This is a genomic window from Rathayibacter sp. AC451, from assembly GCF_979253095.1.
Genome location: NZ_CEEDBD010000001.1, coordinates 2,251,974 through 2,267,214 on the forward strand (window position 1 = coordinate 2,251,974; position 15,241 = coordinate 2,267,214).

The window sequence follows — 15,241 nt, forward strand, 5'->3', positions numbered from 1 at the left end:
GGCGACCCACGAGGAGGGACACCCGTGACCCCGAGACCCCGCCGGCCTCGGAGTCGGGCACTGGTGGCCCTCCTCCCGCTCGCCCTCGCCCTCGTCGGTACGGCCGTCGGCCTCGCGGTGGCGCCCGACGTCCCAGCAGGACGGGTCGTCGGCGGCGTGACAGCGGCCGCCGTCGGCACCGCGACGATCGTCGCGGCCGTGCTCCTGTTCTCGCGTCGTCGGGAGCGGTGAGGTCGGCGGTGCCGTCGAGCGCGCTGCGCCCTCCGCGCACCGCGGACCGCCCGCCGAGGAGGGCGCCGCGTCAGCCGGCGGTCGACGCGCGCACGACCAGCTCGGGCTGGAAGAGCACCTGCCGCGGCTCCGACTCGAGCAGCAGCTCGACCGCCGTCGCGCCGATGAGCGCGCTCGGCTGGCGGATGCTCGACAGCGGCACCACGGTCGCCGTCGCGAAGGCGATGTCGTCGTACCCGATCAGCGCGACGTCCTCGGGCACGCGCACGTCGCCCAGCAGCATCAGGGCCTGCAGCACCCCGACCGCGAGCAGGTCGTTGGCGCAGAACACGGCGTCGGGGCGATCGGAGGCGTCGCGCGCGGCGAGAGCGCGCCCCGCCTCGCGCCCCGCGAGCACGGACAGCGACTCCGTTGCGATCTCCTCGAGCACGGCGCCCTCGACCTCCTGTACCGCCGCGCGGGCGCCGGCGAGGCGGTCGGCGACCTGGCGGATCGACTCCGGACCGCCGATGACCGCGAGGCGGCGGCGGCCGAGGCTCAGGAGGTGCTCCACGGCGAGGCGCCCGCCGGCCACGTCGTCGACGGCGACCGACGAGAGCGCGGAGTCGTGCGACTCCCGGTCGACGAGGACGCACGGGATGCCGTGCGAGCGGAGCCTGTCGAGCCGCGACGACTCCTCCCCCAGCGGCGAGATGAGGACACCGCTCACGCGCTGCTCCTCGAAGAGGTCGAGGTAGGCGGCCTCGCGGCCGGGGTCGTCGTCGGTGTTGCCGAGCAGGACAGCGAGGCCGGACTCGGCGGCCCGCGCCTCGGCTCCGCGGGCGAGGTCCGAGAAGAAGGGGTTGCCGGCGTCGAGCACGATCAGGCCGATGCTGCGGCTGCGGCCGGCGCGGAGCTGGCGCGCGGCGTCGTTGCGGACGAAGCCGAGCTCGGCGATCGCCTCCTGCACCCGGCGGACCGACTCGGCGCCGACCTTCTCGGGGCGGTTCAGCACGTTCGAGACGGTGCCGACGGAGACGCCGGCTCGGGCGGCGACGTCGCGGACGCTCACGGACGGCACGGCGCCTCCTCGGGGTCGGGCCGCGGCGGGCGGCGGTCCCGGAAGTATGGCACCGGGCCGGGCGGCGCTGAGGACGACAGCGGCGCTCGACTCCGGGACGCCGTCTTTGACACGCTCCCAGCGCCCGCGATACGCTCGCCGAGCACCGTCGTGAAACGATTCACGAGTACCACGCACCCCTCCATCCGAAGGAGCCGCTCGATGTCGAGTGACACCCCCCTCACCCGGGTCTGCTTCCAGCTCCAGGTGAAGCCCGACCGCCTCGAGGAGTACCAGGAGCGCCACGCGGCCGTCTGGCCCGACATGCTCCGCGCCCTCAAGGACACCGGCTGGAACAACTACTCGCTCTTCGTCCGCGAGGACGGACTGCTGATCGGCTACGTCGAGACCCCCTCGATCGTCGACGCGCAGGCCGCCATGGCGCGGACCGAGGTCAACGCCCGCTGGCAGGCCGAGATGGGCGAGTTCTTCGTCGACCTCGACGGTGCCCCGGACGAGGGCTTCCTCCCCCTGACCGAGGTCTTCCACCTGGAGGACCAGCTCGCGGCCCTCGACGCCGCTCCCACTCCCGACACCCTCGCAGAAGGACACGCCTCGTGACCGAACTCTCCCCCGACGTCCTCAGCCAGCTCGAGCAGCAGGCGATCGAACTGCCCTCGTGGGCCTTCGGCAACGCCGGCACCCGCTTCAAGGTCTTCACGACTCCCGGTACGCCCCGCACGATCGAGGAGAAGATCTCGGACGCGGCGACCGTGAACGAGCTCACCGGCCTCGCTCCGACCGTCGCGCTGCACATCCCGTGGGACAAGGTCGACGACTACTCGGCGCTCGGCGACTACGCCGCGTCGAAGGGCGTCTCGCTCGGCACCATCAACTCGAACACGTTCCAGGACGACGAGTACAAGTTCGGCTCGCTCACGCACTCCGACCCGGTGATCCGCCAGAAGGCGATCGACCACCACCTCGCCTGCATCGACATCATGGACGCGACCGGCTCGCGCGACCTCAAGATCTGGCTCGCCGACGGCTCCAACTACCCCGGACAGCAGGACATCCGCGGGCGCCAGGACCGCCTCGCCGACTCCCTCGCGACCATCTACGAGCGCCTGGGCGCCGAGCAGCGGATGGTGCTCGAGTACAAGTTCTTCGAGCCCGCGTTCTACCACATGGATGTGCCGGACTGGGGAACCTCCTACGCCCACGTGGCCGCGCTGGGCGACCGCGCCCTGGTGTGCCTGGACACCGGACACCACGCGCCGGGCACCAACATCGAGTTCATCGTCGCCCAGCTGCTGCGCCTCGGGAAGCTCGGCTCGTTCGACTTCAACTCGCGCTTCTACGCCGACGACGACCTCATCGTCGGCTCGGCCGACCCGTTCCAGCTGTTCCGGATCCTCTACGAGGTCGTGCGCGGAGGCGGCTACGGCCCGGATTCGCCGGTCGCCTTCATGCTCGACCAGTGCCACAACGTCGAGGACAAGATCCCCGGGCAGATCCGCTCGGTGCTCAACGTGCAGGAGATGACCGCGCGCGCGCTGCTCGTCGACCGCGCGGAGCTCGAGAAGGCGCAGCTCGCGGGCGACGTGCTCGGCGCGAACGGGATCCTGATGGACGCCTTCTACTCGGACGTCCGCCCCGCGCTGGCCGCGTGGCGCGAGACCCGCGGCCTGCCGGCGGACCCGATGAAGGCCTACGCCGACTCCGGGCGCGCGCAGCAGCTCGCGGAGGAGCGCGTCGGCGGCACCCAGTCGAGCTGGGGCGCGTGACGGGTCCGCTGCTCGCGCAGCGACCCTCCCCTTGCTGATCGAGTAGCCCGTGCAGCGGGCGTATCGAGATCCACCCTCCCGGTGACGTCGGGTCTCGATACGCCCCTCCGGGGCTACTCGACCAGCAGGAAACCCTCGCGTCCCTCTGTGGATCGAGCAAGCGCACTGCAGCCTTCCCCTCGCTGAGGGAGCAGGCCGCGCAGTGGACCCCTTGCTGATCGAGTAGCCCGTGCAGCGGGCGTATCGAGATCCACCCTCCCGGTGACGTCGGGTCTCGACACGCCCCTCCGGGGCTACTCGACCAGCAGGGAATCCCGCACGCACCCCTCGCTGATCGAGTAGCCCGCGCAGCGGGCGTATCGAGATCCACCCTCCCGGTGACGTCGGGTCTCGATACGCCCCTCCGGGGCTGCTCGACCAGCAGGGAAGCCTCCCGGGGCTGCTCCGCCGGCAGCGGCGGGTCAGCGGCCGAGGGTCGACGCGCGGGCCATCAGCTCCGGGGCGAAGACGCGGCGGCGGTCGGCGCCGTCCGACGGCGCGCCGATCACGTCCTGCAACAGGTCGACGGCGGAGGCGCCGAACGACTCCTGCGGCGCGCGGATGGAGCTGAGCGGCACGAGGGACGCCTCGGCGTACTCGATGTCGTCGTAGCCGATCAGGGCGATGTCCTCGGGAACGCGGATGCCGTGGCTGACCAGGACCTGCTCGAGGCCGATCGCCAGCAGGTCGTTGACCGCGAAGACCGCGTCGGGGCGGGAGGCGGGATCGCGCGCCGCGATCGCCTCGCCGACCTCGTGGCCCTCCGCGATGACGCGGTGCTCGACATCGATCATCTCGAGGGTCGCCCCCGGCACCTCGGCCACGGCCCGGCTGGCGCCCGAGAGCCGCTCGCCCACCTGCTGGATCGACAGCGGTCCGCCCACGAACGCGAGTCGGCGGCGACCGAGCTCGAGCAGGTGCTGGGCGGCGAGGCGTCCGCCCGCGACGTCGTCGAGCGAGACCGAGGGCTGCACCTCGGAGCCGGCGCGGCGGCCGACCAGCACGGTCGGGGTGCCGCGCGAGCGGACCGAGGCGAGCCTGTCCTCGATGGCGCCGTGCGAGGCGACGAGCATGCCGCGGACGCCGTGCTCCTCGAAGAGCTCGAGGTAGGCGTCCTCGCGGGTGCGCTCGCCACCGGAGTTGGCGAGGAACAGCGACAGGCCGAGCTCGGCGGCTCGGCGCTCCGCCCCCTCGGCGATCATCGCGAAGAACGGGTTCGACACGTCGGGAGCGATGTAGGCGATGGTCGAGCTCTGCCCGAGGCGGAGCTGGCGCCCCGCGTTGTTGCGGACGAATCCGAGCGACTCGATGGCCGCCTGGATCCGCTGCGCCTTCTCCTGGGACACCCGCGCGGGGTGGTTCAGGAAGTGCGAGACGGTGCCCATCGAGACGCCCGCGGCGGCGGCGACGTCGCGGATGCCGACCTTCGCCATCGCTGCCTCCTGGGTGTCGGGGTCGTCGCGGCGAGGCGCCGGACGGGTTTCGATGCTCTCACGCGCGGCCGGATCACTCCGGCAGCAGCGGCTCCGGCAGGGCGACGCCGTGCGCCTCGAGGGCCTCGGAGACGACCTTCACCGCGTTCAGCGCGCGGGGGAACCCCACGTACTGCACCGCGTGGATGACCGCCTCGACGACCTCCTCCGCGGTGGCACCGGTGTTGATGGCGGCCCGGGTGTGCCCGCGCAGCTGCGCATCGACGCCGCCCAGCGCGGTCAGCACGCCGAGCGTGATCAGCTCGCGCTCGCGCAGGGTCAGGCCGGGACGCGAGTTGACGTCGCCGAAGTTGAACTCGAGGCCGTAGCGGGCGAGGTCCTGGGCGCGGCCGCTCTGCAGCGCGATCAGGCCGTCGGCCTTCCCCTCGCCGTAGACGGCGTCGAAGGCGGCCTTGCCGCGCGCGAGACGCTCGGGGTCGGGAGTGGTCACGTCGTTCCTCCTGGGATCGGGGCGTCAGATCGAGTGCCCGCCGTCGAGCGGCAGGATCACCCCGGTGATGTTGACGGCGGCGGGCGAGGCGAGGAACACGATGGTCTGCGCCAGGTGCTCCGGCTCGCCGAGCAGCCGCGAGGGGATCTGCGCGAGCAGCGCCTCGCGTCGCTCCGCGGTGTCGTTGTCGCGGCCGGGGGTGCGCTGGGCGCCGGGCGCGAGCGCGTTGACCGTCACTCCCTGATCGGCGACCTCGATCGCGAGCGCCTTGGTCAGCCCGACCACGCCGGCCTTCGCGGCCGCGTAGGCGGTCGCGCCGCGCACGAGACGGCCACCGGCGACCGCGGCCACGGAGGCGATGTTCACGATCCGCCCCGAGCGCTGCTCGAGCATCGCGGGCAGCACCGCGCGGGTGACGGCGAAGACGGTGTCGAGGTTGCGCTCGATCTGCGTGCGCCAGGTCTGCTCGGTCATCTCGTGGAAGAAGGAGACGGCACCGCCTCCCGCGCCGTTGACCAGCACGTCGATCGCGCCGTCCTCCTCGATCACGGCTCCGAGGGCGATCTGCACGGCGTCGAAGTCGGTGAGGTCGACGGCGACGGCTCGCGCCGCACGGCCCTGCTCGCGGACGCTGCGGGCCACCTCCTCGGCTCCCGCACCGTCGAGATCGACGACGACGACGTCGGCTCCGGCGCGGGCCAGCTCCCGGCAGATGATCCGGCCCAGCGCCCCTGCGCCTCCGGTGACCAGTGCTCGTCGACCCGTGAGTTCCATGCGCGTGCTCTCCGATCTCGGCCTCGCCGCACCAGCGGCGGGCGCGGGCTGCTCCGCCCGTTCATCGACCCCATGGTGCGGGATTCTTTGAAACGTGTCAATCCGAAAGGTCGTGAGCGGGGCCGATCCGGTCGCTCCGCTCTTCTACTGCGCAGGGATTCGCTCCGGACTCGTTCTTGACACCGCCGATCCGCGTGGCTAGCCTCGCAAATTGTAACGTTTCAAACGTTCCCGCACCTTTCAAGGAGGAAATGTGTCCCGCACTTCACGCCCCCAGGAACGTGGCTCCCGCCGCGTCGTCCACGGTCTGATCGCCGGAACGGGAGCCGCCGTGCTGCTGCTCACCGGCTGCGCATCCGGAGACGGCGGGGGCTCGTCAGAGTCCGCCGACGCCGGCTCCTTCTCGGTCCTCACTCCGGCCGAGAACGCGATCATCCGCGACGAGCTGACCACTCTCTCCGAGGGCGCCTGCGCCACCGAGAACGAGGCCATGCCGCTGGAGGACCAGACGGTCGCCCAGGCCGACGTCGTCCAGAAGATCACCCTGCTCGCCAGCCAGGACGCACTGCCGACCGCCTTCGTGGCCGGCACCGCGCAGGTCCGCCCGGACGGCGACCTCGGCAAGAACGACCTCATCGTCGACTACGAGGAGAAGCTCACCGAGCTCGGAGTCTGGGACGACGTGCTCCCCGCCGCCAAGTCCACGATCACCTCGGTGTACGGCGGCATGGTCTCGCTGCCGTTCCAGTACAACGTCGAGGGCATCTGGTACAACAAGCAGATCCTCAGCGAGAACGGCATCGCCGAGCCGCAGACCTGGGACGAGCTCGTGACCGCGCTCGAGACGCTCAAGGGCGCCGGAGTGGTGCCGCTGACCGAGGCGGGCAGCCAGGGCTGGCCCTCACCCGCCTGATCGGGAACTACCTCTTCCGCTCCATCGGCCCCGACGCCATGAAGGACGTCCAGTCGGGCGACGCGAAGCTCACCGACCCCGAGTACGTCGAGGGCGCTCAGGCGATCGCCGATCTCGGCTCCGCCGGGCTGTTCGGCGAGGGAGTCACCTCCCGCGACACCGACACCGCGAACACGCAGTTCCTCACCGGCGAGGCCGCGATGACCTACAACGGCTCCTGGTTCCTCGCGAACCTCAACGACCCGGCGCAGAATCAGATCGGCGAGGAGAACGTCGGGTTCCTGCCGTTCCCGGACGTCGAGGGCGGCGCGGGCGACCGCAGCCAGTGGCCCGCGAACGCCGGAGCCGCGACCGCGATGTCGGCGAAGGCCTACACCGACGGCGTCGGCGACTGGCTCTCGTGCATCGCCGAGAACTACGGCTCGAGCGCGCTGCAGAACCAGGGCGTCATCTCGGGCTTCGCGCTCAACGAGGAGGTCTCGGACGTCCCCGCGCTGACCACCGTCGTGCAGGAGTACGTCAACGAGGCCGACGAGACCGTGCTCTGGTTCGAGGCGCTCTTCGACGCCAAGACCACCTCGGACGCGCAGACCAACGTCTCGCTCCTCGTCTCGGGCGGCATGAGCGCCGAGGACTACATGGCGGCCCTCCAGGTTGACCTCGACCAGGCCCAGTAGGCCCGATCGACCCGAGGTCGCGCCCCGCCGGGCGGGCCTCGGACGACGACCGGGGCGGGGCTCATCCCTCCCCGCCCCGGTCGCACCCCTCTTCTCCCCCGCGTGCGTGCCCCGCGCGCACCTCGAAAGGACTCCCGTGAACAGCGTTCTGGGTGACAAGAAGGCGATCCTGATCCTTCTCGGACCGGCACTCGCCGTCTACACGCTCATCAAGCTCGTCCCGGTGCTCTGGTCGCTCGGGCTCACCTTCTTCACCGGCAACCCGCTCGGCGGCTTCGAGTTCGCGGGCGGTGCCAACTTCGTGCGCTTCGTCCAGGATCCGCAGGCGCTGGAGGCGCTGTGGTTCACGGTCCGCTACTCGATCGTGATCACCGTGGGGCAGGTCGTGCTGGGCTACTCGCTCGCGCTGCTCTACGTGTTCGTCCTCAAGAACTCGTCCTCGTTCGTCCGCACCGTCGTGTTCTTCCCGACCGTGCTGCCGACCGTCGCCGTCGCGCTGCTGTTCAAGAGCATGTTCGCGGTCGGGAGCCAGGAGGGGCCGGTCAACGCCGGTCTGGGCGTCTTCGGACTCGACGGCATCGACTGGTTCGCCACCGCCGAGGGCACCTTCGCCGTGGCGGTCGGCATGGAGCTGTGGCGCTCGATGGGCTTCTTCGCGATCCTGCTCTATGCCGGACTCGTCGACATCCCCGAGGAGACGCTCGAGTCGGCCCGCCTGGACGGCGCCACCGGCTGGCGCCTCGTGCGCTCGATCGTCATCCCGCTCTCGCTGCCGGTGCTGCTCTCCTCCGTCATCTTCAGCTTCAACAACACGCTCAAGGTGTTCGACACCCTCCTGGCGCTCAACAACGGCGGACCGGGCAGCTCGACCACTCCGCTGACGCTCTACATGTACCGGACCGTCTTCAGCTACTCCGACTACGGGTACGGCTCGACGATCGCCCTCGTGCTGACGATCATGTGCTTCCTGGTCACCCTCTTCATCTTCCGATCGTCGCGCCGCGACAACACGAAGGAGGCCTGAGGTGTCCACCGGAACCCTCCCGCGCCCCGCCGCCCGCGTCCGCCCCTCCGTCCCCGCGGGCCCGCACCGGCAGGCCCGCCGCCTCGGCCGGGGCACCCGCCGCTGGATCGGCCGCGCGCTGATCGCGCTGCTCGTCGTCGTCGAGGCGTATCCGATCTTCTGGATCGTGATGGGCTCGTTCAAGACGCAGAACGAGTTCTTCGCGAACCCCACCTGGGCCCTGCCCGAGAGCCTCGACTTCTCGAACTACGTCTCGGCGCTGACCGAGGGCGACCTCGCGACGAACCTGCGCAACAGCGTCCTGGTCACGGTGCCCTCGCTGGCGCTGATGATCGCGCTCGGAGTCGCGGCCGCGTACGCCCTCGAGGTTCTCGTGTGGAAGGGCCGCAACACGGTCCTGCTGCTGTTCATCGCGGGCATCATGATCCCGGGGCAGATGATCCTGGTCCCGCTGTTCACCGTGTACTTCCGCACCGGGCTGACGAACTCGCTCTGGCCGCTGATCATCACCTACACGGTGATGGGACTGCCGCTGACGGTGTTCCTGATGACCGCCTACTTCCGCGCGATCCCCCGCGAGATCTTCGAGGCGGCGGCGATCGACGGCGCGAGCATGATCACCGCGTTCTTCCGCGTCGGCGTGCCCATGATGCGCAACGCCATCATCACCATCGCGCTGGTCGAGTTCTTCGCGGTCTGGAACGACCTGCTGATCGCGCTGACGTTCACCACGAACGACGAGCTCGCCACGGTGCAGGTCGGGCTGCTGAACTTCAGCGACGAGTACGGATCGACGCAGTACGGTCCGCTGTTCGCGTCGATCAGCATCAACATCCTCGGGATGCTCGTGCTCTACCTGTTCCTGAACAAGCAGATCATGGCGGGCCTGGCGGCCGGATCGGTGAAGGGCTGACCGGTGGGCTCTGACGCCGGGTCCGCTCCGCGAGAGGCCGCCGCGTACTGGGAGGAGACGGCGCCGGGACGCGGGCGGCGGCGGCCCCGCGCGGACGTGCTGAGCGACGCTCCCCGCCTGCGGTTCGACGGGGAGTGGCGGTTCCGGCTCGCGCCGACCGCCGCCGGCACCGGGCCCTCGTTCGCGGACGTCGACCTCGACGACTCCGACTGGGACCTGCTCCGCATCCCCTCGCACTGGGTGCTCGAGGGCCACGGCGACCCGCTCTACACGAACACCGCCTACCCCTTCCCGCTCGATCCGCCGCACCTGCCCGACGAGAACCCGACCGGCGACCACCGCCTCCGCTTCGACCTCCCCGCCGACTGGCCGGAGGGCGGCCGTGCCGTCCTGCGGTTCCAGGGCGTCGACTCCTGCGGGGCCGCGGTGCTGAACGGAGTCGAGCTCGGCTGGTCGACCGGCAGCCGCCTGCCGTTCGAGTTCGACGTCACCTCGTCGCTGCGCCGCGGATCGAATCTGCTCGCCGTACGGGTGCAGCGCTGGTCGGCCGGCAGCTACCTCGAGGACCAGGACATGTGGTGGCTCCCCGGGATCTTCCGCGAGGTCGAGCTGCTCTGGCGTCCCGACGGCGCGGTCGACGACGTCGTAGTGACCGCCGACTGGCGGGACGGCACGGGCACCCTGCTGGTGCAGGCGCTCGACGCCGACGGCGGACCGGTGGCCGCAGTGGTGCGCGTGCCGGAGCTCGGGATCGAGACGACGGCGGGCGAGGCCGTGTCGGTCGCGGCCGAGCCGTGGAGCGCGGAGTCGCCGCGCCTGTACCGCGGCACGCTCGAGGCCGCGGGCGAGCGCATCGAGCTGAGCATCGGCTTCCGCACCGTGCTGATCCGCGACGGCGTCTTCACCGTGAACGGAGTGCCGGTGCGGCTGCGCGGGGTGAACCGGCACGAGCACGACCCCGACCGCGGACGCGCGCTCGACGAGGCCACGATGCGCCTGGACATCGAGCTGATGAAGCGGGCGAACGTCAACGCCGTCCGCACCTCGCACTACCCGCCGCACCCCGCCTTCGTCCGCCTCTGCGACGAGCTCGGCCTCTGGGTGCTCGAGGAGTGCGACATCGAGACCCACGGCTTCATCTACGCGGGGTGGGAGGGCAACCCGCCGACGGATCCGCGGTGGCGCGACGCGCTCGTGGACCGCGTGACGCGCATGGTCGCCCGCGACCGGAGCCGCCCGAGCATCGTGATGTGGTCGCTCGCGAACGAGAGCATGGTCGGCGAGGCCTTCGACGAGCTGCGGCGGGTCGTGCTGGAGCTCGATCCGACCCGGCCGATCCACTACGAGCGCGATCCGAGCTACCGCGACTCGGACGTGTACTCGGTGATGTACCCGTCGCTGAGCGATCTCGAGGCGATCGCGGAGCGACGGGAGCCGACTCCCGAGGGGGTCGTGCCGGGATCGTTCGACGACGTCCGGCGCCGCCGCCTGCCGTTCGTGCTCTGCGAGTACGGGCACGCGATGGGCAACGGGCCGGGATCGCTGGACGAGTACCAGCGGATCCTCGAGTCGTCCTCGCGCATGGTCGGCGGCTTCGTCTGGGAGTGGATCGACCACGGCTTCCGCGCGGCCAGGGGCTTCCGCCACGGCGGCGACATCGACTTCTCGCCCAACGGCGGCAGCTACTGCATCGACGGACTGCTCTTCCCCGACCGGACGCCGTCGCCCGGCCTCGCCTCGCTGGCGCGCGCCTACGCGCCCGTCGTGATCGACGTGACGGCCGCGACCGTGACCGTGCGCAGCCGGCAGGACGTCGTCGACACCTCCGCGCTGCTGTTCCGCTGGAGCATCGCGGACGAGGGGGCGACGGTCGCGGAGGGGGTGCTCGACGTGCCGGCGGTGCCCGCGCGGGGGTCCGTGACGGTCGCGGCGCCGAATGCCCCGGAGGGGGACGGCGAGCGGGTGCTGACCGTGACGGCGGAGCTCGCGGATCCCGCGTCCTGGGCCCCGCAGGGGCACGAGGCCGCGTGGGGGCAGGCGGTGCTGGTGCCGGAGGCCGATGTCGAGCGGGGAGCCCCGACCCCGGTCGTCGCGGGCGAGCGACTGCAGGTCGGCGCCGCCTCCCTCGACGCCCGGACCGGCGCCCTGCTGGAGCTCGCGGGCGTGCTCGTCGACGGGCCCCGCCTCGATCTGTGGCGCGCCCCGACCGAGAACGACCGCGGCCAGGGCGTGCTGAACGCCCTGGCCGCCGAGTGGGTCGCTGCGGGACTCGACCGGATCGTGCACCGCACCCTCGAGGTGGCGGCGAGCGCCGACTCCGTCACGGTCGTGACGCGCAGCGGCCCGGCGACGCGGACGCTCGCCGTCGTCAGCACGTTGACCTGGACGGCAGACGGCGACGCGGTGCACCTCGATGCGCGCTTCTCGTTCACGGGCGACTGGAGCGACACCGCCTACGGACACCTCTCGGTCACTCCGCCGCGCCTCGGTCTGCGGATGGGGCTGCCGGCCTACGCGGACGCGGAGTGGCGCGGCCACGGCCCCGGCGAGTCCTACGCGGACACCGTCGGCGCCTCCCGTCTCGGTCTCTGGCGCTCGAGCATCGACGCGCTGCAGACGCCGTACGTGGTGCCGCAGGAGAACGGGAACCACGTGGGCACGCGGCGGCTGGCGCTCTCGGGGGCAGGGCTTCCGACGCTCGAGGTGACAGGGCTGTTCGACTTCACCGCGCGGCGCTGGTCGAGCGAGGACCTCGCCGCGGCGGCGCACCCGCACGAGCTGCGCGACTCGGGGCGCGTGCTGCTGAACCTCGACGTGCGGCAGCAGGGCGTCGGCAGCGCCTCGTGCGGCCCGGCGCTGCCCGAGCGCTACCGCGTGCCGGTGGAGGATGCGGCGCTGTCGCTGACGTTCCGGGTGCTGGCGCCGGGCTGACGGTCGACGTCACTGAAGGAGGCCTCTCCCTGGAGCCACGACGGTCCGCGCCACCCCTCCTCGGAACCAGGGGCCTCCAGTAGCGTTTCGACCAATCGCCCCCTCCCCAGCCTCTCCACGATGCTCACATGGGAGGGGCCTTGCCGTGAACTGCCGTCATGACGGTCAGGCCGCTCTCACCCGTCGTCGTCCACGAACGAGCTGCAGAACGAAGGCTGAGCGGGCCGATCGGAGCGGATCACCCCCGGATCGGGCCGCTCAGCCTTGCTTCTGCGGATCGCCTCGCCGCACGGCGCGGCTCAGGCCCTCGATCAGGTCGTGCTGCGCGTGGTGGCCCGCCCGCGTCGGCACCAGCGGGTACACGTGCAGCTGCCCGACGGCCTCGTGCAGCTCGAACGGCACTCCCGCCGCGGCCGCCTTCTCGGCGAGCAGGTGCACGTCGGGGTTCAGCACATCGCGGGTGCCGGTGAACACGGTCAGCGGCCCCAGCCCCGCGTAGTCGCCGAACAGCGGGCTGACCGCCGGGTCGAGCAGGTCGAGGTCGCCGCGCCAGTGCTCGGCGAGCACGCGCCCGCCGGGGGTGCCGAGCCACGGATCCGTCGGCTGCACGAGCGGGATGCGCGGGTTGCTCCACGACAGATCGAGGGCGGGAGAGATCAGCACGGTCCGCGGCAGCACCACGCCCTCGTCGCGCAGTGCGAGCGCCGTCGACAGAGCGATCTGACCGCCCGCGGAGTCGCCCGCGAGGCAGGTCGGGCCGTACCGGTCCAGGCTCCTGCGCACCAGGGCGAGCACCCCGTCGCGGGCCTCGCGCGCCGTGCCGAACGGCACGAGCGGGTAGATCGGCAGGGTCACGGCGATCGACGCGTCCGCCGCGATGCGGGCGGCGAGGCGCCAGTGCTGCGGGTGGATCTCGTTCACCCAGCCGCCGCCGTGCGCGTACACCGCGCCTCCGAGCACGCGGTCGCGCGGGCGCAGCGTGTACACCGGCCAGCCGGCCACGTGCTCGACGTCGACGCGGATCCCGGACGCGAGGCGCGCCGGCGGTCCGTACGGAGCGGGCCGCAGCTGCGCCTCGCGGATGCGCCGCCTCGCCCCCTCCTCCGTCACGAAGGTGCGGTTCGCGCGGGCGAGCCGCAGCGCGAGCGGGACGAGGGCGTCGGGCACCGAGAGGGTCATGCCGTGAGCATCGCCTCTCCCGGTGCGCGGACGCTGGGCGTCAGGACCGCCGGATCGGGGCGACCCCGTTCCCGAGCGGATGGTGCAGATCCCGGATCAGGCGCGCGAGCAGGTCCGGCTTCTCGACGAGCGCGCCGTGAGTCGCCCGGGGCAGGATCGCCAGCTCACCGTCCGGCAGCGCCTCGAACATCGACACGAGGTGCTCGAACCGCACCTCGTCGTCGTCCCCCGCGACGACGAGCACGGGCATCGCCAGCCGGCCGAGATCACCGGGATCCAGCTGCGGCTCGAGGGCGTGCAGCCGGGCGGACTTCGCGACGACGACCGGCCAGTGCTCACGCCCGTCCGGGGACACCTCGCCGTACGCGTCGCCGAGGAACTCGGGAGCCTCCCCGTTCAGCACCCCCGCCCGCCAGCCGTCGCGGTGGAAGACCCCTGCGCCGACCACCAGGGTGCGGACGAGGTCGGGGCGTCGCAGGGCGAGAAGCAGGCCGACGATCGCACCGTCGCTCCAGCCGACCACGTGCGCAGGTCCGAGTGCGAGCTCGTCGAGGACCGCCGCCACCGCGTCCGCCGCGTCCACGAAGCTCCACTCGCCCAGGACATCGGGGCTGCGGCCGTGACCCGGCCGATCGACGACGACCCAGCGGTACTCGGGCAGGTTCTCGAGCAACGGCGCCATCGAGCGGGAGTCGGTGCCGCCCGGGTGCAGCGCGACGAGCGGATCGCCCTCACCCGAGACGGAGTGCCAGATGCGCGAGGTGTCCATGCCGAGACCGTACGCCCGCTCGGGCCTCAGCGCCCCTCCTCCTCCAGCAGCATGCCGACCGAGGTGGCGCACGCGTCGCCGCGCCACGCCTCGATCCCCTCGCGCACCGCGAAGACGACGATCACGAGTCCGGCCACGGCGTCGGCCCACCACCAGCCGAGCAGGGCGTTGAGCGCCAGCCCGATCAGGACCGCCGCCGACAGCCACGTGCAGACGAGGGTCTGCTTCGAGTCGGCGACCGCGGTGGCGGAGCCGAGCTCCCGCCCCGCGCGCCGCTCGGCGAGCGAGAGGAACGGCATCACGACCACGCTCAGCGCGGTGATCGCGAGCCCGAGCGGGCTGATCGCGGGCTCGCTGCCGGCCGCCAGCGACAGGATCGACGACACGGCGACGTAGGCGGCGAGCGCGAAGAACGCCACGGCGATCACGCGGAGGGTTCCGCGCTCGTAGCGCTCGGGGTCGCGGCGGGAGAACTGCCACGCGACTGCCGCGGCCGAGAGCACCTCGATGCCGGAGTCGAGCCCGAAGCCGATCAGCGCCGTCGACGACGCGGCGGCTCCCGCGCTCAGGGCGACGACCGCCTCGACGAGGTTGTAGCCGATCGTCACGGCGACGATCAGGCGGACGCGGCGCAGCAGCAGCGCGCGGCGGGGCTCGGCGAGCGCGGTCACGAGCAGGTGCACCCGTCGCCGGAGCAGCAGTCGGGCTCGACGTACAGCACGACGCGCAGCAGGTCGCCGAGGGCGTCCGCGAGGTGCGGATCGGCCAGCCGGTACCAGGTGCGGCGCCCCTCCGGGACCGCCTCGACCAGCCCGCAGCCCCGCAGGCACGCGAGGTGGTTCGACATCGACTGCCGCGAGACGCCGAGCGCCTCGGCGAGGTCGGAGGGGAACGCCGGCGCCTCCCGCAGCGTCAGCAGGATGCTCGCGCGGGTCGGATCCGACAGCGCCGAGCCCATCCGGGCCAGGGCGGCGGTGTGGGTGAGGGTCGCCGTGCTCATGCGGCGACAGTACACGATCCGGTGTACTGTCGCCGCCGCGCA

16 protein-coding genes are annotated in these 15,241 nt (G+C 72.0%); 8 read left to right on the plus strand and 8 right to left on the minus strand.

Annotated features, from left to right (window positions below; genetic code table 11):
- Window positions 1-24: 24 nt before the first annotated feature.
- The gene (locus tag AC0CID_RS10815; protein ID WP_465226801.1) at window positions 25-231 is read left to right on the plus strand and encodes a hypothetical protein; all 207 of its coding nucleotides are present in this window, start codon (window positions 25-27) and stop codon (window positions 229-231) included.
- A gap of 70 nt (window positions 232-301) precedes the next feature.
- Here AC0CID_RS10815 and AC0CID_RS10820 read toward each other — a convergent pair whose 3' ends face one another.
- The gene (locus AC0CID_RS10820; protein WP_465226802.1) at window positions 302-1,291 is read right to left on the minus strand and encodes a LacI family DNA-binding transcriptional regulator; all 990 of its coding nucleotides are present in this window, start codon (window positions 1,289-1,291) and stop codon (window positions 302-304) included.
- A 201-nt stretch (window positions 1,292-1,492) separates the two neighbouring features.
- Here AC0CID_RS10820 and AC0CID_RS10825 point away from each other — a divergent pair, with 201 nt between their 5' ends.
- On the plus strand, window positions 1,493-1,891 hold the full coding sequence (locus tag AC0CID_RS10825) for an L-rhamnose mutarotase (RefSeq protein ID WP_465226803.1): 399 nt from the start codon (window positions 1,493-1,495) through the stop codon (window positions 1,889-1,891).
- Window positions 1,888-3,057, plus strand: a complete 1,170-nt coding sequence (rhaI, locus tag AC0CID_RS10830; RefSeq protein ID WP_207407303.1) for an L-rhamnose isomerase — start codon at window positions 1,888-1,890, stop codon at window positions 3,055-3,057. Before AC0CID_RS10825 ends, rhaI begins: the two co-directional genes overlap by 4 nt.
- A 461-nt stretch (window positions 3,058-3,518) precedes the next feature.
- On the opposite strand, the gene AC0CID_RS10835 is transcribed toward rhaI, so the two are convergent.
- The 3 genes from AC0CID_RS10835 to AC0CID_RS10845 all read right to left on the minus strand — a co-directional run bounded on the left by AC0CID_RS10835 (window position 3,519) and on the right by AC0CID_RS10845 (window position 5,793).
- Window positions 3,519-4,529: a LacI family DNA-binding transcriptional regulator gene (locus tag AC0CID_RS10835; protein WP_465226804.1), complete on the minus strand. Its 1,011-nt coding sequence runs from the start codon at window positions 4,527-4,529 to the stop codon at window positions 3,519-3,521.
- A 73-nt stretch (window positions 4,530-4,602) separates the two neighbouring features.
- On the minus strand, window positions 4,603-5,019 hold the full coding sequence (locus AC0CID_RS10840; protein ID WP_465226805.1) for a carboxymuconolactone decarboxylase family protein: 417 nt from the start codon (window positions 5,017-5,019) through the stop codon (window positions 4,603-4,605).
- A gap of 24 nt (window positions 5,020-5,043) precedes the next feature.
- On the minus strand, window positions 5,044-5,793 hold the full coding sequence (locus AC0CID_RS10845) for an SDR family oxidoreductase (RefSeq protein WP_465226806.1): 750 nt from the start codon (window positions 5,791-5,793) through the stop codon (window positions 5,044-5,046).
- 253 nt (window positions 5,794-6,046) lie between these two features.
- Here AC0CID_RS10845 and AC0CID_RS10850 point away from each other — a divergent pair, with 253 nt between their 5' ends.
- The 5 genes from AC0CID_RS10850 to AC0CID_RS10870 all read left to right on the plus strand — a co-directional run bounded on the left by AC0CID_RS10850 (window position 6,047) and on the right by AC0CID_RS10870 (window position 12,251).
- The gene (locus AC0CID_RS10850) at window positions 6,047-6,706 is read left to right on the plus strand and encodes an ABC transporter substrate-binding protein (protein ID WP_465226807.1); all 660 of its coding nucleotides are present in this window, start codon (window positions 6,047-6,049) and stop codon (window positions 6,704-6,706) included.
- Between the two features lie 38 nt (window positions 6,707-6,744).
- Complete coding sequence (locus AC0CID_RS10855; protein ID WP_465226808.1) at window positions 6,745-7,383, plus strand: hypothetical protein; 639 nt, start codon at window positions 6,745-6,747, stop codon at window positions 7,381-7,383.
- A 136-nt stretch (window positions 7,384-7,519) separates the two neighbouring features.
- A complete protein-coding gene (locus tag AC0CID_RS10860; protein WP_207407013.1) occupies window positions 7,520-8,407 on the plus strand; it encodes a carbohydrate ABC transporter permease in 888 nt (295 codons plus the stop codon).
- Window position 8,408: 1 nt separating this feature from the next.
- On the plus strand, window positions 8,409-9,320 hold the full coding sequence (locus tag AC0CID_RS10865) for a carbohydrate ABC transporter permease (protein ID WP_251943715.1): 912 nt from the start codon (window positions 8,409-8,411) through the stop codon (window positions 9,318-9,320).
- Between the two features lie 3 nt (window positions 9,321-9,323).
- Window positions 9,324-12,251: a glycoside hydrolase family 2 TIM barrel-domain containing protein gene (locus tag AC0CID_RS10870; protein ID WP_465226809.1), complete on the plus strand. Its 2,928-nt coding sequence runs from the start codon at window positions 9,324-9,326 to the stop codon at window positions 12,249-12,251.
- Between the two features lie 258 nt (window positions 12,252-12,509).
- Here the strand turns inward: AC0CID_RS10870 and AC0CID_RS10875 are convergent, their stop codons facing one another.
- From AC0CID_RS10875 to AC0CID_RS10890, 4 genes are read right to left on the minus strand one after another with little or no spacing between them, the layout of a single operon-like run.
- On the minus strand, window positions 12,510-13,430 hold the full coding sequence (locus AC0CID_RS10875) for an alpha/beta hydrolase fold domain-containing protein (protein ID WP_465226810.1): 921 nt from the start codon (window positions 13,428-13,430) through the stop codon (window positions 12,510-12,512).
- 40 nt (window positions 13,431-13,470) lie between these two features.
- Window positions 13,471-14,199, minus strand: a complete 729-nt coding sequence (locus AC0CID_RS10880; RefSeq protein WP_465226811.1) for an alpha/beta fold hydrolase — start codon at window positions 14,197-14,199, stop codon at window positions 13,471-13,473.
- 26 nt (window positions 14,200-14,225) lie between these two features.
- The gene (locus AC0CID_RS10885; protein ID WP_465226812.1) at window positions 14,226-14,870 is read right to left on the minus strand and encodes a cation diffusion facilitator family transporter; all 645 of its coding nucleotides are present in this window, start codon (window positions 14,868-14,870) and stop codon (window positions 14,226-14,228) included.
- On the minus strand, window positions 14,867-15,199 hold the full coding sequence (locus tag AC0CID_RS10890) for an ArsR/SmtB family transcription factor (RefSeq protein WP_465226813.1): 333 nt from the start codon (window positions 15,197-15,199) through the stop codon (window positions 14,867-14,869). The genes AC0CID_RS10885 and AC0CID_RS10890 overlap by 4 nt, the downstream gene beginning before the upstream one ends.
- Window positions 15,200-15,241 lie beyond the last annotated feature (42 nt).